The 26,291-nt window shown below is 61.8% G+C and carries 18 protein-coding genes; 9 read left to right on the top strand and 9 right to left on the bottom strand.

What is annotated here, in order from left to right; translation table 11 throughout:
- The first annotated feature begins 6 nt into the window (after positions 1-6).
- The 3 genes from ACIOWL_RS08565 to ACIOWL_RS08555 all read left to right on the top strand — a co-directional run bounded on the left by ACIOWL_RS08565 (position 7) and on the right by ACIOWL_RS08555 (position 2,736).
- Positions 7-888: an ABC transporter ATP-binding protein gene (locus ACIOWL_RS08565; RefSeq protein ID WP_400383589.1), complete on the top strand. Its 882-nt coding sequence runs from the start codon at positions 7-9 to the stop codon at positions 886-888.
- Entirely contained in the window at positions 885-2,057 is a 1,173-nt protein-coding gene (locus ACIOWL_RS08560) for an ABC transporter permease (protein WP_400383587.1), read from the top strand. The genes ACIOWL_RS08565 and ACIOWL_RS08560 overlap by 4 nt, the downstream gene beginning before the upstream one ends.
- A 70-nt stretch (positions 2,058-2,127) precedes the next feature.
- Positions 2,128-2,736: a hypothetical protein gene (locus tag ACIOWL_RS08555; protein ID WP_400383586.1), complete on the top strand. Its 609-nt coding sequence runs from the start codon at positions 2,128-2,130 to the stop codon at positions 2,734-2,736.
- Positions 2,737-2,807: 71 nt separating this feature from the next.
- Here ACIOWL_RS08555 and ACIOWL_RS08550 read toward each other — a convergent pair whose 3' ends face one another.
- Positions 2,808-4,001, bottom strand: a complete 1,194-nt coding sequence (locus ACIOWL_RS08550; RefSeq protein ID WP_400383585.1) for an MFS transporter — start codon at positions 3,999-4,001, stop codon at positions 2,808-2,810.
- Between the two features lie 72 nt (positions 4,002-4,073).
- Between ACIOWL_RS08550 and ACIOWL_RS08545 the strand changes: the two genes are divergently transcribed.
- On the top strand, positions 4,074-4,979 hold the full coding sequence (locus ACIOWL_RS08545; RefSeq protein ID WP_400383583.1) for a LysR family transcriptional regulator: 906 nt from the start codon (positions 4,074-4,076) through the stop codon (positions 4,977-4,979).
- 172 nt (positions 4,980-5,151) lie between these two features.
- Here the strand turns inward: ACIOWL_RS08545 and ACIOWL_RS08540 are convergent, their stop codons facing one another.
- A complete protein-coding gene (locus ACIOWL_RS08540) occupies positions 5,152-8,670 on the bottom strand; it encodes a proline dehydrogenase family protein (RefSeq protein WP_400383581.1) in 3,519 nt (1,172 codons plus the stop codon).
- A 236-nt stretch (positions 8,671-8,906) separates the two neighbouring features.
- Between ACIOWL_RS08540 and ACIOWL_RS08535 the strand changes: the two genes are divergently transcribed.
- Both ACIOWL_RS08535 and putP read left to right on the top strand, forming a co-directional pair.
- Positions 8,907-9,863 carry a LysR family transcriptional regulator gene (locus tag ACIOWL_RS08535; protein WP_400383579.1) on the top strand — a complete coding sequence of 319 codons (957 nt, stop codon included), beginning with the start codon at positions 8,907-8,909 and terminating at the stop codon, positions 9,861-9,863.
- A gap of 140 nt (positions 9,864-10,003) precedes the next feature.
- Positions 10,004-11,509, top strand: coding sequence for a sodium/proline symporter PutP (putP, locus tag ACIOWL_RS08530; RefSeq protein WP_400383577.1), 1,506 nt, complete (start codon positions 10,004-10,006; stop codon positions 11,507-11,509).
- A gap of 606 nt (positions 11,510-12,115) precedes the next feature.
- Here putP and ACIOWL_RS08525 read toward each other — a convergent pair.
- Both ACIOWL_RS08525 and ACIOWL_RS08520 read right to left on the bottom strand, forming a co-directional pair.
- The gene (locus ACIOWL_RS08525) at positions 12,116-12,388 is read right to left on the bottom strand and encodes a hypothetical protein (RefSeq protein WP_400383575.1); all 273 of its coding nucleotides are present in this window, start codon (positions 12,386-12,388) and stop codon (positions 12,116-12,118) included.
- Positions 12,389-12,575: 187 nt separating this feature from the next.
- Positions 12,576-12,911 (bottom strand): nucleotidyltransferase family protein, encoded by a 336-nt coding sequence (locus ACIOWL_RS08520; RefSeq protein WP_400383573.1) that lies wholly within the window; start codon positions 12,909-12,911, stop codon positions 12,576-12,578.
- 516 nt (positions 12,912-13,427) lie between these two features.
- Here ACIOWL_RS08520 and ACIOWL_RS08515 point away from each other — a divergent pair.
- From ACIOWL_RS08515 to ACIOWL_RS08505, 3 genes are all read left to right on the top strand, one after another.
- The gene (locus ACIOWL_RS08515) at positions 13,428-14,828 is read left to right on the top strand and encodes an NAD-dependent epimerase/dehydratase family protein (protein ID WP_400383571.1); all 1,401 of its coding nucleotides are present in this window, start codon (positions 13,428-13,430) and stop codon (positions 14,826-14,828) included.
- 261 nt (positions 14,829-15,089) lie between these two features.
- A complete protein-coding gene (locus tag ACIOWL_RS08510) occupies positions 15,090-16,712 on the top strand; it encodes a biotin carboxylase (RefSeq protein ID WP_400383569.1) in 1,623 nt (540 codons plus the stop codon).
- Positions 16,702-17,934 carry a serine hydrolase domain-containing protein gene (locus ACIOWL_RS08505; protein WP_400383567.1) on the top strand — a complete coding sequence of 411 codons (1,233 nt, stop codon included), beginning with the start codon at positions 16,702-16,704 and terminating at the stop codon, positions 17,932-17,934. Before ACIOWL_RS08510 ends, ACIOWL_RS08505 begins: the two co-directional genes overlap by 11 nt.
- 77 nt (positions 17,935-18,011) lie before the next feature.
- Here ACIOWL_RS08505 and ACIOWL_RS08500 read toward each other — a convergent pair whose 3' ends face one another.
- The 5 genes from ACIOWL_RS08500 to ACIOWL_RS08480 all read right to left on the bottom strand — a co-directional run bounded on the left by ACIOWL_RS08500 (position 18,012) and on the right by ACIOWL_RS08480 (position 26,203).
- Entirely contained in the window at positions 18,012-20,759 is a 2,748-nt protein-coding gene (locus ACIOWL_RS08500; protein ID WP_400383565.1) for an aminotransferase class I/II-fold pyridoxal phosphate-dependent enzyme, read from the bottom strand.
- Positions 20,760-20,978: 219 nt separating this feature from the next.
- Positions 20,979-21,968 carry an Lrp/AsnC family transcriptional regulator gene (locus ACIOWL_RS08495; RefSeq protein ID WP_400383563.1) on the bottom strand — a complete coding sequence of 330 codons (990 nt, stop codon included), beginning with the start codon at positions 21,966-21,968 and terminating at the stop codon, positions 20,979-20,981.
- A gap of 21 nt (positions 21,969-21,989) precedes the next feature.
- Positions 21,990-23,531 carry a carboxyl transferase domain-containing protein gene (locus ACIOWL_RS08490; protein WP_400383561.1) on the bottom strand — a complete coding sequence of 514 codons (1,542 nt, stop codon included), beginning with the start codon at positions 23,529-23,531 and terminating at the stop codon, positions 21,990-21,992.
- Positions 23,528-24,733, bottom strand: coding sequence for a CaiB/BaiF CoA transferase family protein (locus tag ACIOWL_RS08485; protein WP_400383559.1), 1,206 nt, complete (start codon positions 24,731-24,733; stop codon positions 23,528-23,530). Before ACIOWL_RS08485 ends, ACIOWL_RS08490 begins: the two co-directional genes overlap by 4 nt.
- A gap of 15 nt (positions 24,734-24,748) precedes the next feature.
- The gene (locus tag ACIOWL_RS08480; RefSeq protein ID WP_400383558.1) at positions 24,749-26,203 is read right to left on the bottom strand and encodes an amidase; all 1,455 of its coding nucleotides are present in this window, start codon (positions 26,201-26,203) and stop codon (positions 24,749-24,751) included.
- Positions 26,204-26,291: the final 88 nt, after the last annotated feature.

Below are 26,291 nucleotides of genomic sequence, written 5' to 3'. Positions count from 1 at the left end.
ATTTCCATGCTTGAGGTACACCAGGTAACACGTTCATTTGCTGAACGTCGTGTTCTGGATGAGGTGAGCTTCAACGTGCCACGTGGTGCGCTGACCGGATTCGTGGGAGCCAACGGCGCCGGTAAAACCACCACCATGCGCATCATCATGGGCTTGTTGCAGGCAAGTTCAGGTTCGGTGAGTTTGGATGGCACGCAACTAACCGGTGATACCCGACCCAACTTCGGTTACATGCCCGAAGAACGCGGCCTCTACCCCAAACAGCCAATCATTGATCAGTTGGTGTACCTCGGCCAACTGCATTCGCTGTCCCGGAATACCGCACGGCACCGTGCCATGGAACTGCTGGCTCGGTTCGGGCTGGAGGACCGCGCCAAATCCAAACTTGAATCACTCTCGCTGGGAAACCAGCAGCGTGTCCAGGTGGTCGCGGCGCTCCTGCATGAACCCGAAGTGCTGATCCTTGACGAACCGTTCAGCGGCCTGGATCCGATAGCGGTGGACTCCATGAGCTCAATCCTGCGCGATTATGCCTCGCGCGGGGTACCGGTGCTTTTCTCCTCGCATCAGTTGGATCTGTTGGATGTTTTGGTTGACCACTTGGTGATAATCCAAAATGGAAGGATCCTGGCCAACGCCTCGTCCGACGAGCTCCGTGCCTCGCAAGCCACCCGCCACAAACTGTCCCTCGGAGCCGATGCCGGATGGCTGCGCGAGGAACCCGGCGTTCAGGTGATCGACATTTCGGGGTCCCATGCACTGGTCAATTTCAGCTCGGTAGCCGATTCCCAACGTGTTTTGCGCCAGACACTCAGCCTGGGCACGGTGACCGAGTTCGCCGTGCACCGCCCTGCCCTCGCCGACATTTACCGGGAGATCATCAAATGAGCACACCAACTGCCCCCTGGTTGATCGTGGCGTTGCGCGAAGTGGAAACGAAGGTGAAGGACAAGGCCTTCGTCATTTCGACCGTGGTGACCCTGTTATTGATTGTCGGCGCGGTAGCGTTCACAGGATTCATGGGCAACAAAACGTCCACCTTCTCCGTGGTTGCCACCGATTCGTTGAGCTATCAGGTCCTCGCCGAGGCCCAAAACCAGCGCCCGGACAACGTGAGCCTCACCATTTCCCAGGAAACTGCGGATCAGGCCGGGGATCGGCTCTCCTCCCAGGAGGTCGATGCGACCCTGGTTTCGTCTGCCAACCAGCGAGAACTGACATTAACCGGATACGACGAGGTAGATCCGGAGCTTCGGCAACTGATTTCCACCTCCATGACCACGGTACTCACGCGCAACGTGCTCTCCGCCCACGGAGTGGACCCTGCGGCGCTTCCCAGCGAAACGGACCTGAAAACCGCTCAGTTGCAAGGTGACGCCGAGAAAACCTCCATGGTCCAGGCCATGGCACTGATATTCTCGTTCCTGTTTTACATGGCCGCCTTGATTTTCGGGATGCCGATAGCCAACTCGGTCATTGAAGAAAAACAAAACCGTGTGGTGGAGATCCTGGCCAGCACCGTCAGGTTGCGTCAGCTGCTGGCCGGAAAAATCATTGGAAACGTCATCCTGGCGATGGCTCAGCTCCTGCTGTTCCTCGGTGTCGGCCTGTTGGCAGCCTACCTGGCTCCGGGGCAGATTCCTTTCCTGGGTGTGGTGTCCACGGTGGCCGGATGGTTTATCGTCTTTTTCCTTGGCGGTTTTTTGTTGCTGGCAGGAATCTGGGCGGCATTAGGTGCCCTGGCCACCCGGACCGAGGACCTTCAGCAGTCCAGCGGTCCGATCATCGGCGCGCTTGTCGCGGTCATGTTCATTGGGATCTACGCCAAGGGCAGCCTGCTGGTGATCGCCTCCTACATCCCGATTGTTTCCTCGGTGGCGATGCCCATCCGGATGTTATCCGGGGACGTTCCGTTGTGGGAGGCCCTGTTATCCCTCACCGTGTTGTTGGTTGTGTGTTGGGCCGTCCTGCTCTTCTCTGAACGGATTTACCGTCGCGCGGTGATGCACACCGGTGGAGCCCTGACCCTGCGCAAGGCCATCAAACTGGAAGTTTGATCACCTGACGTCGGTGAAAAGAAAGTCACGGATCAGCCGGTGCACAGACTCACTGACTAGAATCGTTTCAGTGCGAGAAGAGAAAGCCCTTGTGAATTTGTCCGCCCGACTCATCGTGGTGTGGCTCGTGGTCCTTTGCGGAATCATTGGCACCACGGTGCTTGCCACGGCGCACTACGTTTTTGATACCAGCGTCTTGTCGGTGGTTGCCTTGTGGGCCATCCGCCTGGTGGTGCTGGCGAGTTTCTGGCTGCTGGATCTGTCCAAGGACACCAAGATTTTCGGTATCGGTCTGATCTTGTTGTCCCTGGTCCTTGATGTTTTACTGAAACTGCCAGTGCTCGGTGCGGTTCAGTACGCCGATTGGTTCCTGGTTTCTGCCCTTGACGTCACCGGTGCCTACGCAGGGTACTTCACCGTTTGGGGACTGCTGCTACCGGTGCTGAGCATGACCGGCTGGTTTATCCTGCGCCAGCGCAAGCTCGCCGGGTGGCTCGTGGGACTAGCGGCCACCGTAGGGATGGGTTTCGCCGCTCAGTCGGTAGCCCAGTCGGCTGCCGGAACCTTCACCCTATTCGTCACGGTGACCGTTGCACGCTATATTGTCCCAGCCCTGCTGGCCGCCGTGGCAGACCTGATTGCGGCCCGGTTCACCGGCCCCAAACGCATCACCGGCTAACTCCGAATCAACTATCCGAGGAGCGGCGCTCCCGCCGTTCAAGATGGACAGCCGGTCAGGCGGTCAGGCGGTCAGGCGGTCAGGAAGAAGCCTGGTTTCACCTGCTGGCGTCGCATGATCAACAATCCGGCAAAGGTCAGCAGGCCCAACACCACGCCGACCCAGCTGATCCATGACAGGGCTTGGCCCAGCGGCACCCAGATGGTGAGGACCCCCACGATGATTGGTGGAACGCCGGTCGCCAGATAGCCCGAAAGATAGTAGGCCGAAGTTACCGAGGCTCGGTTCTCAAGGTTCGTCACCTGGTCGATTGACACCCCGGCCCCGCTATAGGCCAGGCCCTGGCCCAGCCCGGAGAGCACCGCGAACACCAAGGTGATGCTCAGCGAGGCTCCGTCGGTCAGCGCCAGCCCCAGCAAACCCAGCAGCAGCAGAGGCAGCCCGCACAGCTGCATGGTCAATGCCGACAGGCGCAGCCCCAACAGCTGAGTCAGCATGGAGCAAGCGAGCATAGCGGCCAGCACGCAGCCGGTGAGAAAGGGCCGGTTAATACCGGTGCTGCGCGCCAGCAGGGTGGGGATGATCGAGACAAAAAGTGTGACCCCGAACCACGAGGTGGCCGAAGCGCCGGAAGCCAACATAAACCGGGTGCGGATGTTGGCTGGGATCCGGGGCATGACCGGTCGCCAGTCGCGCAGCGCGAGCACCGGCGGCGAATCGATCCGGCGCGCACGCCACCAACCGATGGCCATCAAACCGATAAAAACTATGTAGGGAGTGAACCGCGGGAACGGCACAAACTCTCCAACCATTCCGGCCAGGAAAGATCCCACCACCGTGCCTCCCACAAAAGCGATAGTGCAGGCCACCGACGCCACGGCAAGCTTGGCCGGTTCGGTGCGTTCGATAATCAAGGCCATGCCACCGGCGGTGGCCGCGGCAATGGCCAGTCCAAACAGGCCGCGTCCCAGCAGCAACATGCCCGGCCCGGTTGCCAGCACAAAACACAGGGCACCGGCGGCGCAGAGCGCAATACTGGCCTGAATCACCGCTCGTTTGCCCAACGCATCGGCGGCCGGTCCGAAAAACAGCAGTGCCGGCGCACTCACGGTGGCGTACGCAGCATAGATCAGCGTCAACGTCAGGTCGCTGAAACCAAAAAGCTCCTGGTACATGGGGTACATCGGGGCTGGGATATAACCAACGGCGGTCACCAGGACCAGCAGGCACAACGCGGTGAAGGCATCGCGGTGAATGGATCTCATGGTTCAAGTCTCGGGGCGAAAACCGTGAATAAAAAGCGAATGTTTTTCACCAGTTCCATGTACGATTTTTTCATGATTGATCCTCGCCTGCGGATGCTCCAATTGGTGGCCCACCATGGCACGGTGACCGCCGCGGCACGGTCCTTGAACTACACCCCGTCGGCGGTATCGCACCAGCTGAAGGCTTTGTCCGCGGACCTGGGTGTGGTGTTGCTTGAGTCCGAAGGCCGAAGCGTGCGGCTCACCGAGGCCGCTCGCACCCTGCTGCGCCATGCCCAGCTGCTTTTTGCGCAAGCCGAACGTGCCTACGCCGAGATTCAAGAAGGCTCGCACAGCGGGATCTTCACCGTCTGCGGATTCGCCACCGCCGCCAACTATCTCCTGCCCCATGCGGCCGCCGGGGTCCGCGACGCGTTTGCCGGCCTCGACGTGCGAGTCATCGAAGCCGAACCGGCGCGTTGCATCAACCTCTTGCTCACCGGCGACGCCGACCTGGCGTTGCTGACCGGCACCACCGACCTGCCACCGGTCTCAGACGGGCGTTTTGATCAACGCCCGCTGCTCGATGACCCGATGGACCTTGTGGTGCACAAAGATCATCCCCTGGCTCAGCGCAACAGTGTGGCGCTGGCCGACACCGCCAACGAGCGTTGGATCCTCGGACGCCCCGAGGGTGCCTACTACCCGCTGACGTTGCATGCCTGCCAGGCCGCGGGTTTCACCCCGGATGCGGCCCACTTTGCCGATGAATGGGACACCGGACTGGCTCTGGTGGCTCACGGTTTCGGGGTCACGCTGGTGCCGCGGATGGCGCGCATCCACCATGACTGGGACGTCAAACGGATCGAACTTTCCGGGCGCGCCCAGCCGTCGCGGCCAATCATCAGCTTCACCCGTGCCGGGGCAAGGAATCGGCCCACTATCATCAAGGCCATGGAACTGATTGAAGCGAAAGCCGCCTCGATGTTCACGCTGTGAGATCCGATTGGCGTCTGCCCGGCAATCACTCAGATGCCGTGCGTGGGCTCGGGCACTGTTTCCTGATCAAAAAAACTGGTCAAAAAAAATAGGCCGCGGTGTGTTTTCCAGACAAGGAAAACACACCGCGGCCGATCCCGACGTGATGCGGTCGGTGAGCACCGTTGGGTGACTAGATCAACGAATCACTGAGATGGTTCGGGGTGCCGAAACGGTGAGCGGTGATCGACACGGCCTGTTCGTGCAGGAACGGCAGCAGTTCAACGCGTCCGGCGCCGGTGACATTCGACGCATAGATCGCCACATCCGGTTTGCCGTTGGTCGCTTCGGCCACTTCAGATAGCGAACCACCGATCAGGCGGATCCGGGCCGAGGACTGGGGGCCGGTTTTCGCCGCGAGTTTAGCGGCCCGGGTTGCGAAGGCCGCCGCATCTTCACGCACCACGGTCACCGAATGCTCAGCCAGCAGGTTGCGCACACCGCGCGGCAACTCGATATCGGCGGAGAATACCAGGCGCGAACCTGCGGTGACACCGGCCGACAGGACACGCAATGCCTCGGCAATGCCATGGCCGCTGGTTTCATTCTCAAAACGAACCGTCACATCCACCGGGCGGTAGCGGAACACGTTGCGTTCAGCCTGCAGTCCCGAACGATCCTTGGACTGGTTGAATTCGGTGTTCCACCACAGCTTGTCGCTGCCCAAGGCATCGGAGAGCCATGCGCTCTGGGCGGCATCCAGACCCGCGGTGTTCAGCAGTCGCTGGTCGAAGGCGGACAGTGCCGCGGTCCGGGTGACCTTCGCATCTTCCCAGGAACCCATGCCCACCAGGTAGTTCGGTCCGCCGGCCTTGGTGCCGGCGCCAATGGCCGACTTCTTCCAGCCGCCAAATGGCTGACGCTGCACAATGGCACCGGTGATCCCGCGGTTGACGTAGATGTTGCCGGCCTGGATGTTTTCCAGCCAGTAACCCAGTTCGTCCTGATCCAGCGAGTGCAGTCCCGAGGTCAAACCGTAGTCGATCTCGTTGACCATGGCCACGGCTTCTTCCAGGGTTTGCGCGGTCATCACACCGAGGATCGGGCCGAAGTATTCGGTCAGGTGGTATTCGCTGCCGCGCTGAACCCCGTAGCGCACGCCTGGCGAATACAGTTTGCCCGAGTCGTCAAGCTGTTGCGGCTTCACTTCCCAACGCTCCCCGGCGCCCAGCGTGGTCAGTCCGCGGGCCAGTTTCTCCCCCGGTTCACCAATCAACGGGCCCATCTGGGACTCCGGGTTCCACGGGTAACCGACCTTCAGGGACTTCACCGCGTCAACCAGCTGGCTGTTGAACCGGCGCGAGGTCGCCACCGAACCAACGAGCACCACCAGCGAAGCCGCCGAGCACTTCTGGCCGGCGTGGCCGAACGCCGAGGCCACTACGTCCTTGGCAGCCAAATCCAGGTCGGCATGCGGGGTGACGATGATGGCGTTTTTGCCGGAGGTCTCCGCCAGCAGCGGCAGGTCCTTGCGGAACGAGCGGAACAGCTGCGCGGTCTCGTAACCGCCGGTCAGGATCAAGCGGTCAACCCGGGGATCCGAGACCAGCTGGGTCCCCAGCTCGCGCTCACCGACAAACACCAGCTGAAGCACGTCCTTGGGCACTCCGGCATCCCACAGCGCCTTGACCATCACGGCGCCAACGCGGGCGGCCTGGGAGGCTGGCTTGATGATGACCGCCGAGCCGGCGGCCAGCGCGGAAAGGGTGGAGCCGGCAGGGATTGCCATGGGGAAGTTCCACGGCGGGGTAACCACGGTCAGCTTGGAGGGGACAAACTTCGCCCCGTCCACGGTATCCAGCTCCAGGCCGCGCTGGGCGTAGTAGTGGGCGAAATCGATCGCTTCGGAGACTTCCACGTCACCCTGGTCGATGGTTTTGCCGCACTCGGAACCCAGCACCTCAAGCAGGGTGGCGCGGCGCTCCTCGAACAAGACCCCGGCGCGGTGAAGGATTTCTGCGCGTTTGGCCGAGCCCAGTGCCTGCCAGTCGGCGGCGGCATCAACCCCCATGGCCATGGCTTCATCCAGCTCCGCCGCCGAGGAGACGGTGTTGGCCGCGACCAGGTCCTTGCCCAGGGTGGAGGCCTGCATCTTGCCCAGGATCTCGCGGCCCCAGGCACGGTTGTTTTTCAGGTCCGGGTCGGTGTCCGGGGTGTTAAAGAAGTCGGTGGTGCCCGCGATCAGCGCCTGCACCTTCGGTTCCAGCGCCGCGTCGGCAACCTGGCGGTTCTGCACGCGGTGCGGTGCCGGCACCGTTGCGCTCATGGACTCCAGGGAGGCCAGGAAACGGTTTTTCTCGCGCTGGAACAATGCCTCGTTTTTCTCCAGTTCAAAAACTGCAGACATGAAGTTTTCCTGGCTGGCTCCTTCTTCGAGCCGGCGGATCAGGTAGGCGATGGCCACGTCGAACTCTTCGGGGTGGACCACCGGGGTGTAGAGCAGCAGCTCGCCGACCTCGCGGCGGACCGCCTCGGCCTGGCCGGTGGCCATACCCAGCAGCATCTCGAATTCGATGCCCTTGGTGACCCCGCGGGATTTGGCCAGCAACCACGCTAGTGCCACGTCGAACAGGTTGTGGCCGGCCACGCCGATACGCACGTTTTTCACATGCTCGGGGCGCAGCGAGTAGTCGATCACCATCTTGTAGCTGGTATCCGAGTCCTGCTTTGAGTGCCAGGTGGCCAGCGGCCAGCCGTGGATGTCCGCTTCCATGGTTTCCATCGGCAGGTTCGCGCCCTTAACCACACGCACCTTGATTGGCGCGCCGCCGGCGGCCACACGCTGGGCGGCGAAGTCCTGCAGCTGGATCATGGCGCCCAAGGCGTCCGGCAGGTAGGCCTGCAGCACGATCCCGGCTTCCAGGTTTGTGAACTCATCCATGGACAAGATCCGGGTGAAGACCGCAATGGTCAGCTCCAGGTCCTTGTACTCTTCCATGTCCAGGTTGATGAACTTCTTCTTGCTCCCCCGGTTGGCCAGCTCGTAAAGCGGCTTGAGCTTCTCGATGATGTGCTCCACCGCCTCGTCAAAGGCCCAGTGGTTGTGGGGGGCCACGGTGGCCGAGACCTTGATGGAGACATAGTCCACGTCGTCGCGGGCCAAAAGCTTGGTGGTGCCTTCCAGCCGGCGGGCGGCTTCGCCCTCGCCCAAGATGGCCTCGCCGAGCAAGTTGACGTTCAGGTTCACGCCTTCGCGTTTGATCTTGGAGATCGCACCTCCCAGCTTGGCGTCGGACGCGTCAATGATCAGGTGTCCAACCATCTCGCGCAGCACCTTGCGGGCTGCCGGGACCACCACCTGCGGCACCATTGGTGCCATGAAGCCGCCCAGGCCCACGGCCTTGCGCATGTACCACGGCAGGAACGAGGGAACCTTGGGGGCCAGTGCCTTGAGGTTGGCGGCCGCTACGTTCAGGTCCTCGGGACGGATCACCCCGTCGACAAATCCAACGGTGAAATCCAGGCCGTTGGGGTCCTTCAAGACCCCGGCCAGGCGGGCGGCGGAGGCGTCCGCGGGGAACTGCGCGGCTTCGGTGAGCCAGCGGCGGACCAGCGCGATGACGTCGTCGGCCAGTTCGGCCGGGGTGGTCAACGAGTTGCCGGCGGCGTCGACGGCCGGCGGCACGGTGGGCTGGGAGTTGATAGAAGACACTTGTGGTCCCTTCGATGCGATTCGTACAGGTGGTTCGGCACCGAACGCTCAGGTCGTTTTGGGCTGTGCTGGCCGCCTGCTCCGGTCTGGAATCGCGCGCCACGCGTAGCTGTGTGCAAGATCGAGTATCTATCTTTTCTGCGTTAAGCAAAAGTGAACAAAACCGAAGGATTTCGTTCGGGTTTGCTAATGTATCTGCCAAGAGACGAATTTCCCTGATTTGAGGCGGTAAAACCTTGCTTGAACTGCGACGTTTACGTTTGCTCCGGGAGCTGAGCATCCGCGGAACCATCGCGGAGGTCGCCGACGTGCTCAGCTACTCCCCGTCTTCGGTGTCCCAGCAGCTCACCCAGCTGGAAACCGAAGCCGGGGTTCAGCTGTTGCGCCGTACCGGACGCACCTTGCAGCTCACCCCGCAGGCCCAGGTGCTGGTGGCCCACACCGAGGAACTGCTGGACTCCATGGAACGCGCCGAAGCGGCCCTGGCCTCCACCCTGTCAACGGTCAGCGGCACCGTGCGGCTGGCAGTCTTCCAAACCGCCATGCTGGCGTTGATGCCGCCGGTGTTGCGCGAGCTGCGCACCACCTACCCGCAGTTGCGGGTGGAGATGAGCCAGCAAGAGCCCGCTGCGGCACTGCACGAAACCAGTAGCCGGAACTTTGATCTGGTGGTTGCCGAACAATACCCTGGGCATGCCGCCCCGCACTATCAAAACCTGGACCGACGAGTGCTGACGCATGATGCGATTCGCCTGGCCCTGCCCGCCCCGGGAGTGGAAGGGAATGCAGTTTTTGATCGTGTCAGCACCATCCAGCAGGCCGCGCAGCTACCCTGGGTGATGGAGCCGGAAGGTGCCGCCAGCCGGCATTGGGCCGAACAGTCCTGCCGCTTGGCCGGCTTTGAACCTGATGTGCGCTACGAATCCGCTGACCTCCAAGCCCACATGCAACTGGTGGCCTCCGGCAATGCCGTCGCCCTGCTGCCGGCCCTGGTCTTGCGCAGCGACCCCGGAGCCCTGCGCACCGTGGAGCTGCCCGGGGCCCCGATGCGCACGATCTTCACCGCCATACGTCATTCTTCGGTGTTATCCCCTGCCATGCAGGCGGTGCGTTCGCTGTTGCACCGCCAGCCCGGGATGAGTGATGAACAAGGTTCCCTGGCTCCATCTCCGGCAGAGCCGTTGGATCGATGAGTTGGATCACAAAAAGGTAACGACTCCCTGTTAGGCACGCGACAAACCGGAGCGAAGGTGCAATAGTGGTGACCCACACCGCACTGTCCGCGTCCCGCCCCACAACATCACTCGGTGGGCACAACCGGTAATGAGGAACCATGTCCAACCAAACCTTCCAGATCATCGCGATCGTTATCTATATGGGTGCCATGCTCGGCATCGGATATATGGCATATCGACGCACCAACAACATCGACGACTACATGCTGGCCGACCGCGGCCTGAAACCCTGGGTGGCGGCACTGTCCGCCGGAGCCTCGGACATGTCCGGCTGGCTGCTCATGGGGCTTCCCGGCGCCATCTACATTGGCGGCCTGCACGAATCCTGGATTGCCATCGGCTTGCTCATCGGAGCCTGGCTGAACTGGAAGTTCGTGGCGCCGCGGCTGCGTTCCTATACTGCGATCGCGCAGAACGCCATCACCATTCCCAGCTTCTTCGAAAAACGCCTCAAGGACAAAAACCACCTGCTGAGGATCGGTTCAGCGCTGATCATCCTGGTGTTTTTCACCTTTTACGTCTCCTCCGGCATGGTGGCCGCCGGCAAGTTCTTTGAAGCGTCCTTTGGCTGGCCGTACCTGAACGGAATGCTGTTTGTCGCGGTAATCACCCTGCTTTACACGCTGTTTGGCGGATTCCTTGGTGCCTCGCTCACCGACGTGGCCCAGGGCCTGCTGATGTTCGCGGCGCTGATCGCGGTGCCAATTGTCGCCGTCATCCAGATGGGCAGCTTTTCCACGCTGGGTGCCCGAATCACCGAGGTGAATCCCATCGCCTTCAACCTGTTCTCATCGTTTGACGAGAACGGTTGGTTCTTGGCCGTCGTCGCAATCTTCTCCACCGCCGCATGGGGTCTGGGCTACTTTGGCCAGCCGCATATCATTGTGCGCTTCATGGCCCTGCGCACCCCGGGCGAGGCAAAGGTGGCCCGTCGCATCGGCATCGGTTGGATGTTCTTGACCTCGGCCGGTGCCGTGGCGACGGCGCTGATCGGTATTGCCTACTTTGCCAAGGAACCGCTGGGTGTGGCCGGAAGCGAAACCGTTTTCCTGCTGCTCAGCCAGATCTTCTTCCACCCATTTGTGGCCGGTCTGGTATTGGCCGCGGTATTGGCGGCCATCATGTCCACCATGTCCTCGCAGATGATTGTCTGTTCCTCGGCGCTGGTCGAAGACCTGTACAACATCTCCGGCCGCAAGGCCTCGCCCAAGGCGCTGGTGATGCTTGGACGCACCGGGGTGCTGGTGATCGCGCTGATTGCCGCCATCCTGGCGCTGAACCCGAACTCCTCCATTTTGGATCTGGTGGCTTTCGCCTGGGCCGGATTCGGGGCGGCGTTCGGACCGATCGTCCTGTTGGCCCTGTACTGGCGAAAACTCACCGCTATCGGGGCCTTCGCCGGCATGGTCTGCGGCGCCGTGGTGGTCTTCGTCTGGGGCAACATCGAAGTGCTGTCGGATAATATGTACGAAATCGTTCCGGGCTTCGCCATCAACCTGATTGTCGCGTGGCTGGTTTCGCTGAAAACCTACCGTCCCAATACCGAGATCCAGGCCGAATTCACCGAGATGGAAAAGGAACTCGGAGCGAAGGTCACCGCCTAGTACACCGCTGCCCCTGGGGCTCCCAGGGGCAATGGTTACAAACTCCGACTGCCTCTTCCTCTTGAAAGAAGAAGAATCATTGACCCGTCCATGCCGTGAGGCGGGCAGGATTTCAGTGGGTTCGTGCTTCACAGGGCGAAGCGTCCACGATTGCTAGTACACGTTCTATACTCTCAGTGACCTACGCGGAAACCGCGGAAACCAGGGCCACGGTGGAAGCCCTAGCTACTCAGGCGCGGAATGCGGCCCCCAATGGCCAGGGGCATCAACGCAATGCATGCTCGCCACACACCTGATCTGGTGCCTATCCACCACCATGGCCCGCTCACCTACCCCGCCGAAGACCGGTCAGCCAGGGCAGACGCGGTCGTGAAAGCCGAACACTCCACCGCCGCGCAACGTAAGGCCAGCACGAGGGAACTTGAGGATCAAACCCTTCGAACTACTGGCCATGCCGACCACGGTGCGGCACCGTGCAATGGATTTTGTGGACCAACACCTGAAAAACAGGAGTTCGTAGCCAGAGCAAAGAAAGGAGAAAACGCTGGGAACCGCTCGATTCCGCGGTTCCTCGGTTCCCAGCGTTTTCCCCGACGTAGCCTCTGCCTAGTACACCGGCATCTGGTCTACTAGCTGGCGAATCTTATCGAGCAGCCCTTTTGCCACTTCGGCCGCCTCCTTTGCGTCCAGCAGGTTGGCTAGGGCTTTCTCAGGAACTGGGTAGTCTCCCGCATTGCGCAGCTGCCGCATCCAACCAAAATCTTTAACAAGCTCTCCCAGTGGAGGGTCCAGCTGTGCGGCGATAGATCGCTGGAGAACAACATGACCACCAGCAGCAGCTCTTCGCAGGCCTTGGTTGACCAGGAGCGCGTCTACCATTTTGCGCAAAGCATCGTAGTAGGTTTGAAACGCAGTTAGCGGGGAAACTTCCAGGATCAGGTCTGCTGCGACGATTTATTCCTCGGCGATGTCAATTAGCCTAAGAGCCCAAACCATGTTCGGCTCAACCCTGGACAGCTTGTTTTCCGAAAGCAACATGTCGATTTCCGCGCGGCGCTTTTCCCACCTAAGAATCATTGTTTTCTTTCAAAGCCAGCTGGACTATTGGTTCGTTCTTAACTGTGGTCACGAAGGGGTCGACCGAAGCTAGCCAAGCGTCGGCGGAGACTCTCTGAAAATTCACCTCACGGCCAGCAAGATCTGTAAGGTTTTCCGCGACCTCCGCCAATTTTCTTCGAGTTATATCGCCGACGATGAGCACATCGATATCGTTGGGCTCAGGTCCATCGTTTCCCATGTAGCGCGATGCCCACGAACCAAAAATATATGCCTGCTCAACACCCTCAGCCTGCGCAAGCTCGTGTTCGATAACCACCTTCGGCCCATAAGTCAGATCGATCATAGAGCGGGTTGGAACGTATAGCCGGGCTTCGGTGTTGGCCCTGATGACTCGCGTCCGTCCGACACGTCGGTCGAGCAATAGACCGGATTTGACGAATCTTTCAACCTCACGATGAACAGACGCTGCGTGAGAAGATGTTCGTTCAGTCAGCTCGGTCAAACTGTACTCACGATCAGGGGTCAACAACAAGATCGCGAGAAGGTCGCCTTGGAGGTTGGAGCGCAAGAGCGGAGCCAGCGCAGAATGCGGACTTTTCATTTATCAAAAATAAATCTTCAGCTTATGTGAAACAAGCCTCCGCTCAAGCGAGGAAGTGGCGAATGCATAGGTTTCGGCTGAGCTCGGTACCTCGCAAAAACTATCGGTGCCCGCGCCTTGAAAAATGTGTGGACCGATTCGTTCGTCTCCGCCGCCAGGAAATCTTTTCCTCATCCTCCCTTGTCTTGCGTTCCAATACACACTTCACCGCGTAGCCTTGGGATAAACGGAAAGCTCCAAGACGCAGGGGGAATCTCGATGAGCAGCACCACCAAGTTCACGCACTGGCAGCGCACCGAGTCTCAGTTCCTGGCCGCAAGCGCCGACGCGGTCTATTCGATCGTTGGAAACCTTGCACAGACCGGGCAGTGGATGAAGCAACTGAACTTCAGCGTGCACGACGACCAGCGAGGGGTGGGCACCAAGGTCGATCTGTTGCCCCCGGGCAAACTTTTTGGCCCGCTGCATCGTGCCACCGCGCCGTCCGGATCGATCACCCGCCGCAACCAGGCTGCCCGGCTGGTCGAGTTCACCCAACCGCAACCCGGTGGATCCATGGTCCTGCGTTGGCGGGTTGAGGAACAAACCGGCGGTTGCCTGCTGCTATTCACGGTTGAGCTGAATGGGCCCGGCACCACCGCATTCAAATTCACCGTAGGCAAAGATATCTGCCAAGACTTTTCGGTGGCCGCCGCCCGGCTCTACCGACTGGTGGCGCACACCGCCCACATCAAACTCGACGCGCACGTGGTGATTGCCGGAGGGCGCGGATTCTTGGGCCGCAACCTGGCCGCCGACCTGGTTTGCCGCGGGGCCTCGGTGGTGGTGCTCTCCCGGACCCGCGAGGCCGATTTCCCCACAGAACAGTACATCTGGGACGGGCAACACCAAGGACCGTGGTCCTCGGCTTTCGCCAGCGACCGCCCGGTGCATCTGGTGAATCTGGCCGGAGAGCGGGTCGATAAACGCAACACTCCGGAAAACATTGCTCAGCTGGCCGATTCACGGGTGCGCACCACCCGGACCCTGGCCGAAGCAACCGCCAAGGGACGCCCGCTGGCCACCTGGATCCAGTCAAGCACCACCGCCATCTTCTCCGACGCCGGTGAAGCCGAACTCACCGAGTCCAGCCCCATCCCCACCGGCGAGCGCGCGCTGCCGGAAATGACCGGGGTCGCAGCGGCCTGGGAGAAGGCCTTCACCCAGGCCCAGGTGAATGCGCAGCACCAATACATCCTGCGCACCTCCCTGGTCATGCATCCGGATGCGCCGCTGCTTGGCCCGCTGAACATGCTGACCAACACCGGGCTTGGCGGCAAACTCGGCCACGGTAAACAGTGGTTCAGCTGGATCGGGATGGAAGACTGGCTGCGGGTGATCCGCTGCCTGCTGCGCCTGGAGCCCCCTGAGATCCCCGACGGCGTGGTGCATGCCGTGGCGCCGAACCCGCTGCGCAATGAAGAAGTGATGGCGTCGCTGCGCTCGTTGGCCGGCATGCCGGGCCTGCCCACCGGCAGCTTCATCCCTACGATGGGGGCAGCGGTGATGGGGACCAACGCGCGGGTGATCCTGACCGGGCGCAAGGTCACCAGCGAGATACTCAAGGACGCGGGTTTCACGTTCGAAGAGACCGACTTCGCGGCGACGGTCAAACACTAAAAGCACTTCGCAGGCCGGCGGTTTTGATTCAAACCGCCGGCCTGCGGTGTGTCATGCAGTTGTCATCTTGCGTCGCAATGCTTGGTTGCGCGCGCTGCTTTCCATGTCAACCGGCGGTAACGGATCAAGCTAGGGAATATTCATCGGGCGTTCACCACGCGGTGTCCCGGTGCTCACCCGCGCACCTGAGCATAAAACTGTCACGCACTGTGCGCGCAATGCCCTGCCTCTTGACCGTTTGAGAAGGACCCGACAACCGACATGGCCAACATTCTTGAAGCTTCGTCCCACGCTTCCCGCCCCCGGATACCTAAACCCAGCGAACTGTCCAAACTCCGCCAGCATGTTCAGGCGACCGAAAACCTCAACGCAAATGTTGCGATGGACGCCGCCTACAACGACGAGCCTCATCCCGAGGCGACCGCCCGGGTCCTGCCCTTTGGTCGGCAGCTGAAAAACATGAGCGAGGTGCGGCATTTTTTCCGCACCAACCAAACACCGATCTATTTCATCGGGGCGACCCCGGTAAACCTGCTGGGTTTGGACCGTTGGGTTCGCAAGTTCAGCTACATCACCTATTACGACGGGTGGGACGGGCAGCATCCGCGGGTCTTCACCCCGAGCGAGAAACCCTATGTCGATTTTGAAAGCGCCGAGGACATCAACAACTGGTTGCTTGAAAACTCCGAGGTCCGTGAATTCATCGATTCACAGCGCACCGTGGGCGGGCCTAGGCCCAAGGTCGCCATGGTGTTTTTCAACGAAGACACCGAGTCCATCTGTGAAGAACTCGGTTACGACCTGATCCTGCCGCCGGCTTCGCTGCGCACGGAACTTGATTCAAAAATTGTGACCACCAAACTGGGAAACGCCGCCGGGGCCGCCTCGGTGCCCAACGTGCTGGGCACCGCCTCAAGCTATTCCGAGCTGATGTCCCTGGCACGCAAGGGCAAGCTCGGGGAAGATCTGGTGGCCCAGACCCCGTACGGGGATTCGGGTAAAACAACCTTCTTCATCGCCAACGAAGAGAACTGGAACCAGTATTCGAAGTACATTCTCGGCGAAGATTTGAAGGTCATGAAGCGGATCAACAACCAGCCGGTGGCCGTGGAGGCGGTGCTGACGCGCTGCGGCACCGTGGTGGGTCCGATCCTGACCGAATTGGCCGGTTACAAGGAACTCACCCCCTACAAGGGCGGCTGGTGCGGCAATGAGATGCACCCCGACATCCTCACGGACTCGCAGCGGGCGCGGGCCATCGAGCTGGTGCAAAATGTCGGCAGCGGCCTGCAGAAAACCGGTTACCGCGGATTCTTCGAGGTTGATGTGCTGGTTGACACCGATACCGACGAGGTCTACCTGGGTGAACTGAATCCGCGGATCTCCGGGGCCAGCGCCATCACCAATGTCACCGCCGGAGCCTACGCGGACGTTCCGTTGTTCCTCTTCCACCTGTTGGAATACCTCGATGTGGATTTCAAGCTGGATGTTGATGAGATCAACGAGCGGTGGCAGGAGATGTCGGGTGCCGATGTGTGGAGCCACATGATCATCAAGGAAACCGATGACATTCTCCAGTATCTGACCCATGCACCGCGCACCGGAAACTACTACCTCGATTCCCGGGGCAAACTTCAATTCTCACGCTCGGCACTGGACTGGCACCAGTTGCAGAACCACAAGGAAGCCTTTTTCCTCCGTATCTACGGCGAGCACGACTACCGTTGGAAGGGAGCCGATCTTGGGGTCCTGGTCACCAAGGCCAAGCTGCAGTACGAAGGCAAAAAGAAAACCAAACTCACCATCGACGCCAAGCACTTCATTTCTTCCATCCGTTCCCAGTACAAGGGCATTGACGTTCCCCCAAATGAGAATGGAAGCTGATTCGGCCGGTCACCCCGGAGGTGGCGCTCCACCCGTACCACTGGAGCAGAAAGGTGCCCTGTCTATCGCGAATTGGCAGGCGCCGCAGAATGTTAAACGCTCTTTCCAGAATATTGCGCGCATCCATCCCACCGTGCGGGTTTCGCGCGGAGACGGGCCGATTGTGAAGTTGCCGCTGGCCGAGGAAAAACTCGGGAAATTGGAGGTCGCCAAGTCCAGTTACACCGACCCTGCGCTCACGGTGCGCGGGGTCATCCATGCGACCAACACCGACGCGATCCTGATCATTCACGACGGGCGGATCCTGTGGGAGAAGTACTACAACACCATGACCGCGCAAAGTGATCACCTGCTGATGTCGGTCAGCAAAACCTTGGTGGGAACCCTGGCCGGGGCACTGAGTGACGCGGGGCTCTTGGATGTCACCCGTCCGCTGTGCAGCTATGTTCCGTCGTTGGAACGCAGCGGCTACGCGGGGGCCACGGTACGCGACATCCTGGATATGCGTTCGGGGATCCAATTCTCCGAAGAGTACCTGGACCCCAACGCCGAGGTGAGGTTGCTGGAAGAGGCCATTGGCTGGGCCCCGGAGCGCGGGTCGATCGGCCCGATCGGCATGTACGACTTCCTGCTGACGCTGAAATCCAAGGGGCCGCATGGCGGACCTTTTGAATATCGTTCATGCGAGACCGACGTGTTGGGCTGGATCTGCGAAACCGCCGGCGGGGCGCCCATGCAGCAACTGCTCTCCGAGTACGTCTGGTCGAAGCTCGGAGCCCAGCAGGACCTTCTGATGGGCGTGGATCAGTTCGGCACCGGCATGTTCGACGGCGGGTTCAACACCACCTTGCGGGATCTGGCGCGTTTTGGCCATCTCTACGTCAATGGCGGGCGGGCCTTGAACGGTAAACAAATCATCTCCCAAGCATGGATCGATGACACGTTCAGGCAAAGCGACGAGCTGTTCGCGGCCTTTGCCGAATCGCCGGGTGATAACTTGATGCCCGGGGGCCGGTACCGGAATCAGATCTGGTTCCCTAATCCCGCCACCAATGCGGCGGTGGCCTTGGGCATCCACGGGCAGATGATCTACATGGACCCGTTGGTCAAGCTCGTGGCCGTCAAGCTTTCCAGCTGGCCGTTGCCGCAGGACGCGTCCAAGCTGTTCCCCACCCTGCGAGCATTCGAGGCCGTGGCACGGCACCTGGGACGACCTGCCTAGGTTTCGCTGCTCGCGCAGAAACACTACAGCAACGCCCCGGACTCCGCTTGGAGTCCGGGGTGTTGCTGGTGCCGCCGTTATCCCTCTAGCGCGTATTCTCGCAGTGCTTGGCTGGTGAACACCTGGTACCCCAAATCCGGGTGGTACCCGTGGATTTCGCGGGTATCAAGCAGGTCCATGTAGCGCATGATCCCCAAGGTGATTTCCTGTCCCGGAACCAGAACCGGGAAACCCGGCGGGTAGGGTGTCACGAACACCGCCGATACCACCCGTTGCCCAGCCCCGAGGTGCTCCTTGACCTGGGCCGAGGAGAGGAACTGCGTGGCCGGATCCCGGTAGGTCAAATAGTAGGCGGCGCGCATGTTGCCGCTACCGCCTCCCCCGGCGAATTCCGGGGCGAAACAGCTGAAATCAGGCAGCGGGACCTTCCCGGGGCTTTCGGCGGTTCCCATGGCCAAGACCCGGCCGTCGATCCGGCTTTGCCGTTCAAGTCCCTCGGCAATTTTAACGAGCACTTCGATCAGGTGCGCCGCGGCCGAACGGGTAGTGCCGATGTTGGTCATCAACAGCACCGAGCTGCGGCTGGTTTTGTTGACCTGGATCGAGTGGCCGTCCATCAGATAGGTGTGTTTAAACGTATCGCCGTCCACGCCGGTCCGGCTGATATCCAGTGTCAGCCGGGAAGGGTCCACCACCAGCTCATCATGCTGCCACGACTTGTCCCAGACGGCCAGGCCATCCCTGACGGGGTTCGCGGTGGTGGATTCGCGGTAGGCCTCAGGGATGAGGTCCGCGGTGTTCAGAATCCGGAAATACTTGTGCAGCAGCTTATTGCGGCTCACCGCCCGGGCGATCGACTGGGCGAGGTCGACCTGCCGTTGCACCAGCGAGTAGCCCTCAAGTTCGGCCTGGCGGCGCCCGATATCCAGCGACGCGAGGATCTGGTAGTTCGGAGAGGTCGAGGTGTGAGTCATGTAGGCTTCGCGGAACGTATTCAGGTTCCTGACCGCAAAATCCTGATCGTAGATGTGAATCATCGACCCCTGGCGCAGGGAGGTCAAGGTTTTATGCGTGGATTGGGTGCTGTAGACCCGCAGCCTGGTCTGTTCTGGATCCGGGATCAGCCGGGTGCGCAACCAGTAGTCGTCGTTTTCCGGCTCCTGGGCAGTACCCGGTGCCGGCAGGCTGGCTTGCTGGGCGGCATACCGTTGCCGGTACGCCGCGGTCTGCTGCTCGGCTTCCATGCGTGCCGCGGCGGTCATCCCGGTGCGCTGGCGGTAGATCGGGTGGAAGCCGGCAAAGGCGAACCAGGCTTCATCCCAAAGGAATACGAGGTCCGGCTTGATGGCCAGGCATTCCTCCATGACCCGGCGCGGGTCGTAGATGATCCCGTCAAAGGTGCAGTTGGTCAGGGTCAGCATCTTGACCTTGTGCAGCAGGCCCTCGCGGCGAAGCTGCAGCAGACGCCCCTTGATTTCCTCCAACGGGACGGCCCCGTACATTGAGTGTTCGTTCAGCGGGTAGGCCTCCAGGTAGCTCACATTAGCCCCGGCCAGCACCAGCGAATAGTGGTGGGATTTGTGGCAGTTGCGATCCACCAGCACGATGTCCCCGGGGGCGAGGATCGATTGATGCACGATTTTGTTCGCGGTTGAGGTGCCGTTGGTGACAAAGTAGGTGCGGTGGCTTTGGAAGGCCCGCGCGGCCAGCTCGTGGGCCTTCTTGATGGAGCTCTGCGGATCCAAAAGCGAGTCCAGGCCGCCGGAGGTGGCCGAGGTTTCGGCCAGCAACAAGTTCTTGCCGTAGAAGTCCACCAGGTCGCGCGCCCACGGCGAATTCTTGACCGAGGCCGCCCGGGAGATCGGCAACGCATGGAACACCCCGCCGGGGCGTTTGGCGTGTTTCTGCAAGGCCGCGAAAAATGGGGTGTCATACCGGTCGGTGATCTCGGCCAGGATCGACAGGTGCAAGTCCATGCAGTCGTTGCGTGAGAAGATCCGGCGAAACCGCCCGGTGATTTCGTGGGCAATGGATTCCAATGCCACCCCGGCAATCAGGTACACCGGAATCTCCGGGCGCAACTTCTCCAGGATTTGCTCCAGGTCCAGCAACCCCTGAATCTGATGGCCGGAAGTGAAATATCCGGCCATCCGCCCAGTGATGAAACCGTGCAGGGTGGTGCTGAGCTTGCGACTGGACGCCAGGGTATAGCGGGCCGACAGCACCACCGACTGGATGGAGGGGTTCACCACGATCGCCACCAGCGCATCCTGAACGCTGGGCACCACCACGAAGTTGTAGTGGAACGGGTCGGTTCCCTGGCGTTGTTCCAGGATTTCTTCCTTGAAGCGCTCAATTTCCTCGGCCGGCCCGTTGTCTACCAGCAGGATTTCAACCTGCGGGACGTTGCGCGCCCCGGGCAGCTGCTCCTGGCCTTGGGCCGCCGAACGCTCGGGGCTCTCCCCGGCACCGAGATCATGGCCGTCGGCGTCGAAGTACTGGGTATACGCCCTGAATCCCTGGTTGGCCTGGTAGACCAGCCGTGTGGCGGTTTCGCTGCGCCCTTCGGCGATCAGGGTCGCCACCTGGGTGAAGTATTCAAGCCCAGGATTCGCCCAATAGGGTTCGATCGCTCGAAGCAAGGCCAGCAAACGCCGGGCCTCCCGTTCATTTTCACGTCGTCGTGAATCCTCTTGCGCAGTGGATGAAATCTCACTGAGTACATATCCCAGGTGCTCCCACGCGTCTTTGCGTTTCCTCCACGCACTCTCCGGCGTGGCGATCTCCTGGTTCTTGCCCTTGGCCAACCCTGTGTGTCCTCTCACCTGTGCAGCGCGAACCGATGGTTCACCGGTGGCAGAAGTATCCTGCGCTGCCTTCTACTTCGTGAGAATAGGCCAAATTTTGCGCTCTATGGCGCGCATTGGCCCTTATGACAGATTATGATCGCCACTGCGCAAAAAGTTCTTGTGGCGTTTACCTAACTCACCCTTTGGGCGCTGTGTGAAAGACAGACAGCTCACACAGTCTTGGTGTGCGGCAGCCTATCTGCTAAGGGTGTTCGTGAGATAACTTCCGGCCGCCTGGTCAACGAGTTGCCCCCCGCGTTTACGCGCTTGAACCACCAATGACGTTTTCACCTGCATCAGTGAATCGTCCCAGGCGTTATCCGAGATGAAGTTGTACAGCGCCGCTTGGCTGGCCACGGTCACGTTAACCACCAGTTGGCAATCCCCGGCCACCGCGGCGGCGTAACGCACCTCGGGGCGGGCGGCCATTTTCTGTCCCAGGGAATCAATTTTGCTGGGCGTGGTGGACACCCACAGCAGCGCTTCGACCGGCAAACCAACCACCGAGGGTTCGACGAGCGCGCGAATCGAGATGAGGCTGTTTCCCAGCAGCCAGTCGATCCGGCGGGCCACGGAGGTTTCACTCATCGCCACGCGGCGCGCAATGGATTCAATACTCGCCCGTCCGTCCTCGCGCAGCACCGCAATGATCAGTTCGTCCTTGGCACCCAGATCAGGCAGGGTGCGCAAGAGGATCGGGTCGGCTTCCTTGCGCAGCGCCTGTTCCTCCACCGCGGTCAGCGAGCCCATCCGCCAGCCGCGGATGGTCTTGAAGAACTTGAGGATCGGGTACACCACCAACGAGGACACCCCTGGTGTGGCAGGAAGCTGCAAGGAGAGCATATCGGTGATGTCGCCGCTGTAGTGAAGCTCGGCAACCAGGTCCTCGCGCCCGGTGACCTGATAGGAAAAACTTGTGTCTTCCCGGGCGGATAAGGTTTCGCTGGCAATACGAACGGTTCCCGGCGCGCAGCTGCATGCCAGCAACAGCGAGTGTTTGCGGTGGCGGATGGCTGCGACCTTCACCAGCCCGTTCTCCAGCAGCCATGCGCCGTGACGGGCCACCGAGCGTTCGGGCATGTCCAGAACGGTTGCGATCTTGCGCCAGGTGGCCCGCCCGTCAACTTGCAAGGCGGCAATGATCCGGTAGTGGGCCTCGGTGAGTTCGGGTGTCAAACCAGCCATCCGCCTTTCGTTGAGCTTGCTTTAGTTCGGCGCACCGCCCGGGGTGATCGAGGCGTATTTCGCCGCCCGGTCGCCGCGCAGGGTGCCGGGGTCAACCTGTGCAAGCTGGTGCAGTGCGTCGCTGATCGCCTGCCCCATTTCCTGGGAGAAACGCCGCGGTGCCGTGCTCACATCGTACTCTTCGGGCACGATGACCTGCACTATGCCGGCCCGGCGCAGCGAAAACGCGTCGGTGCGCTGGCTATAAGCCAGGGCCGCTGCATGTTCGGTGTCGCGGAACATGATGGCGCTGGCACCCTCCGGCGGCAGCGGGGAAAGCCAGGAGCTGGCCGCCGCAATGGAGATGTTCGCCGGGAGCAGGGCCAGCGCTCCGCCGCCGGTCCCCTGGCCCAAGAGCACCGAAACGCTGGGTACCCGCAGGGTGATCAGGGTGTCCAGCGACCTGGCGATCTGGCCGGCCATTCCGCCTTCCTCCGCCTCGACGCTCAAGGCCGCCCCTTCTGTGTCGATCACGGTGATCAAGGCGATCCCGAGGTTCTGGGCCAGTTGGGCTCCCCGCCGGGCCTCCCGCAGGAAGGCCGGGCCCATGGGCTCCTCGGAGCCGGTGCCGGCAGCCAGCGCCCGGTCTTGGCCCACCACCACCGCCGGTTGCCCGCCGAAACGAGCCAAGGCCAGGTACATCCGCGGATCGCTGGCCCCCTCGCTGGTTCCCGAGAGTTGCAGGAAGTCGCTGGTGGCGTACTTGATGATGTGGCGCACCGAGGGGCGTCGCGGCAGCCGGGTGGCGCTCACCGCCGCCCAGACCTGTTCTTCGGTGAGCACCCGTTCGGTGGCCTGCGGTGTGTGCGAAGGACCTGCCGCGACCTCGGCCGGGCTGAGGATATCCAGTGCCCGGCTGACAATCCCGGCCAGTTCGCTCAAGGGCACCACGGCGTCGATGATGCCGTGGTTTTTCAAGTTTTCCGAGACCTGCACCCCGTCCGGGAACGGCTGGCGGTAGATCGTCTCATAAACTCGCGGGCCCAGGAACCCCAGCAGTGCGCCGGGCTGCGCAATGGTGATGTGCCCCAGCGACCCCCAGGAAGCCATGACTCCGCCGGTGGTGGGGTGGCGCAGGTACACCAGGTACGGCAGCGACGCCTCGGTGTGGGCTTTGACCGCCGCGGTGATGTGCACCATGGAGACGAAGGCCGGGGTCCCTTCCTGCATCCGGGTGCCGCCGGAGGCAGGCGAGGCCAAGACCGGCAGGCCCAGCTCGGTGGCCCGTTCAAAGGCCGCGACAATCCGCGCGGCGGTCGCGCGCCCAATGGAACCGGCCAGGAAATCGAACTCGGAGAGCACCACGGCGACGTCTCGGCCGTTGATCTGGCCGACGCCGGTGATGACAGCTTCATCTGCCCCGGAACGAACGGCCGCCTGCTCGAGCTGCTGGCGGTAGTCGGGACCGGCAAACGAATAATCGGCCGGCTCGTCCCAACTGGTGAAGCTCTGCGCATCCAGGACCTCCTCCAGCATCTGCCGGGCGCTGATCCGCTGCACCTTGGCGACGGTGGCGGTGCTCATCGGGCCCCCTGGGTGGCGTCTGCACCGAGCCACTGGCGAATCTGCGCTTCGTGCTCGTTGAGCAGCGGCGGCGCGGTGTGCCCGGTGCGGGTGACCTCGGCGTGTTCCTCGAAAAAGCGCAGCGGTGCACCCGGCAGGGTGATCTCGCCGAGCAGCGGGTGCTGCACGTCCAAGGCCAGGCCCTGGGAGCGGACCTGATCCCAGGCGTAGACCTCATCCAGGGTGCGCACGATGCCCGAGGGAACCCCGGCCTCGCCAAGCCGCGCGAGCAGCTCTTGGGTGGTGAACGCGCCGAATTTCTCCTCGATGAGGAGAATCAGCTTCTCGCGGCCCTGAACACGCAGTTCGTTGGTTTCAAAACCCTGGGTGGGAAGCTCAAAGGCCTCGACCAGCGAATCCCAGAGCTTCGGGCTGCCGACACTGATCTGCACAAAACCGTCGGCGCTGCGGAACAGTCCGTAGGGCGCGATGGATGGGTGGTGGTTGCCCTGCGCCCGCGGCACCTGACCGGCCACCGTGTTGCGGGTTCCCTGGAACGCGTGGACCCCGATGATGCTTGCAAGCAGCGAGGTCCGCACGTGCTGGCCGCGGCCGGTCCGCTCGCGTTCAAGCAAGGCCGCCAAAACCCCGTAGGCCCCGTACATTCCGGCCAGCAGGTCGCCAATGGGCACCCCGACCTTTTGCGGGTCATCCGGTGCGGAGCCGGTCAGCGACATCAGCCCGGCTTCACCCTGCAAAATCTGGTCGTACCCGCTGCGCCAGGCTTCGGGACCGTCATGGCCAAAACCTGAGATGGAGAGCACCACCAGCCGGGGATTGAGCTGCGAGAGCTCCTCGGGGCCGAACCCCAGACGTTCCATGACCCCGGGACGGAAGTTCTCCACCAGGGCATCGGCCTTGATGATCATCTCGCGCAGCGTCTGCACCCCGTCCGCACTCTTCAGATCCAGCGCAATGGACTGCTTGTTGCGGTTGCAGGAGAGGAAATAGGTGGACTGCCGGTCCTCTTCCGGACCCACGAAGGGCGGGCCCCAGCCGCGGGTGTCATCCCCGCCCAGGGTATTTTCGACCTTGATGACCCGTGCGCCGAGGTCCCCCAACATCATGGTTGCGTGGGGACCTGCCAAGGCGCGGGAGAGATCGACCACGGTGTAGCCGGCCAAGGGGCCGGCAGTGGTGCGTGGTTGCGGTGGGATACTCATACTTTTTCTCCTTCTCTAGGCGCTGACGGTGTGGATCCGCTGCGGGCTGGCCTTGTGCGGTTGCGTGATCAGCCGCGGCGGGGTCGCGGCGAATGGTGCATGTTCTTCGAATCCGGCGGCCCAGTCCAGCAGCTGCACATCCTGGTAGTGGTTCGCGGCGAGCTGCCATCCGACGGGCAACCCGGCCTGCGTGAATCCGGCCGGCATGGCGATGACCGGCAAACTGGCGGCGGAGAGCAGGCAGGCCGAACGCATCCAGTCCAGATAGGTTTCTGCGGTGGTTCCGGCGATGTCCTTTGGCCAGCGCATCGAGGCGTCGAAGGGCAGCACCTGGGCGGCCGGTGAAAGGAACATGTCGTAGCGGGAAAAGAAGTGCTGCACCGCGCGCTCCAACCGGGTCCGGGCGGCCATGGTTGACATCATGGCCGCGCCATCGAGGTCCCAGCCTTTTTGGACGTTCCACCGGACCTCGGGTTTGATCACCTCGCCGTGGGCGCGGACCAAGTCCCCCAGGCCAGTGGCGAAATCGAAGGCCCGGACATTGCCGAACACCTCGTCGGCGTCGCTGAAGTCGATGGTTGCTTCTTCCAGGATCGCGCCGGCCGCTTCAAACACTGCAAGGTTCTGGCGCAGCACCTGAATGATTTCCGGCTCGATGGGAAGCCCGAGCCCGAAGTCGAAACTGTAGCCGATGCGCACACCCTTGAGGTTCGGAACCGGGGTGCCGAAGTCCGAGCCGCGCAGGGTATTTGCGGTGCGCAGCTTCGCGGTGCCCGCGCTGGCGCGCATAAAGAGGGCAATGTCATCCACGGTGCGGGCCATCGGCCCGGAACGTCCCAGCCAGCTATAGGCGTTGGCCGCGGATTCCATGGGGATCACCCCGTAGGAGGGACGGAAGCCGATCACGTTGCAGAAACTGGCCGGGATACGCAGCGAACCGCCCATATCCGATCCGTCGCCCAGCGGCTGGATTCTCGCGGCCACCACCGCGGCCACCCCGCCCGAGGAACCCCCGGCGGAACGATCCGGGGCGTAGGGGTTGGTGGTCGTCCCGAAGAGGTCGTTGAAGGTGTGGGACCCGGCGCCGAATTCCGGCACGTTGCTTTTGCCGGTGCGGATGGCACCGGCCGCGGCCAGTCGTGCGATTTGCAGGTCGTCGTGCTCCGGCACGTTGTCCTTGAGCACTACCGAGCCTTGGGTCGAGCGCAGGCCGGCGGTGTTGAAGGTGTCCTTGTGCGTCATGGGCAGACCGTGCAGCACCCCGGTGCGCTCCCCGCGGGCGGTTTGTTCATCGGCTTCGGCGGCCCGCTCGAAGGCGGTGTCGAAATCGGTGATCACCACCGCGTTGACCGAGTCGTTATAGTCCTCGATGGCCTGGATGTGGCTGGCCAAGGCTTCCCGGGCTGAGAGTTCGCGGCGGCGAATCTTGTCGGTGAGCTGCACTGCGCTGAGCTGTTGAATCTCGTTCATGGCGGACCTTTCGGAACCGAATCGGGTAGCGATCTTTGCCACAATTTTTGACGCTTCTGGCGAGGATCGGAAGAGAAAGCTCAAAATT

The sequence above is a fragment of the Glutamicibacter sp. NPDC087344 genome (assembly GCF_044744225.1).
GTDB lineage: Bacteria > Actinomycetota > Actinomycetes > Actinomycetales > Micrococcaceae > Glutamicibacter.
Note: the sequence above shows the minus strand (reverse complement) of the source record. Positions and strands in the feature narration are given on the sequence as shown.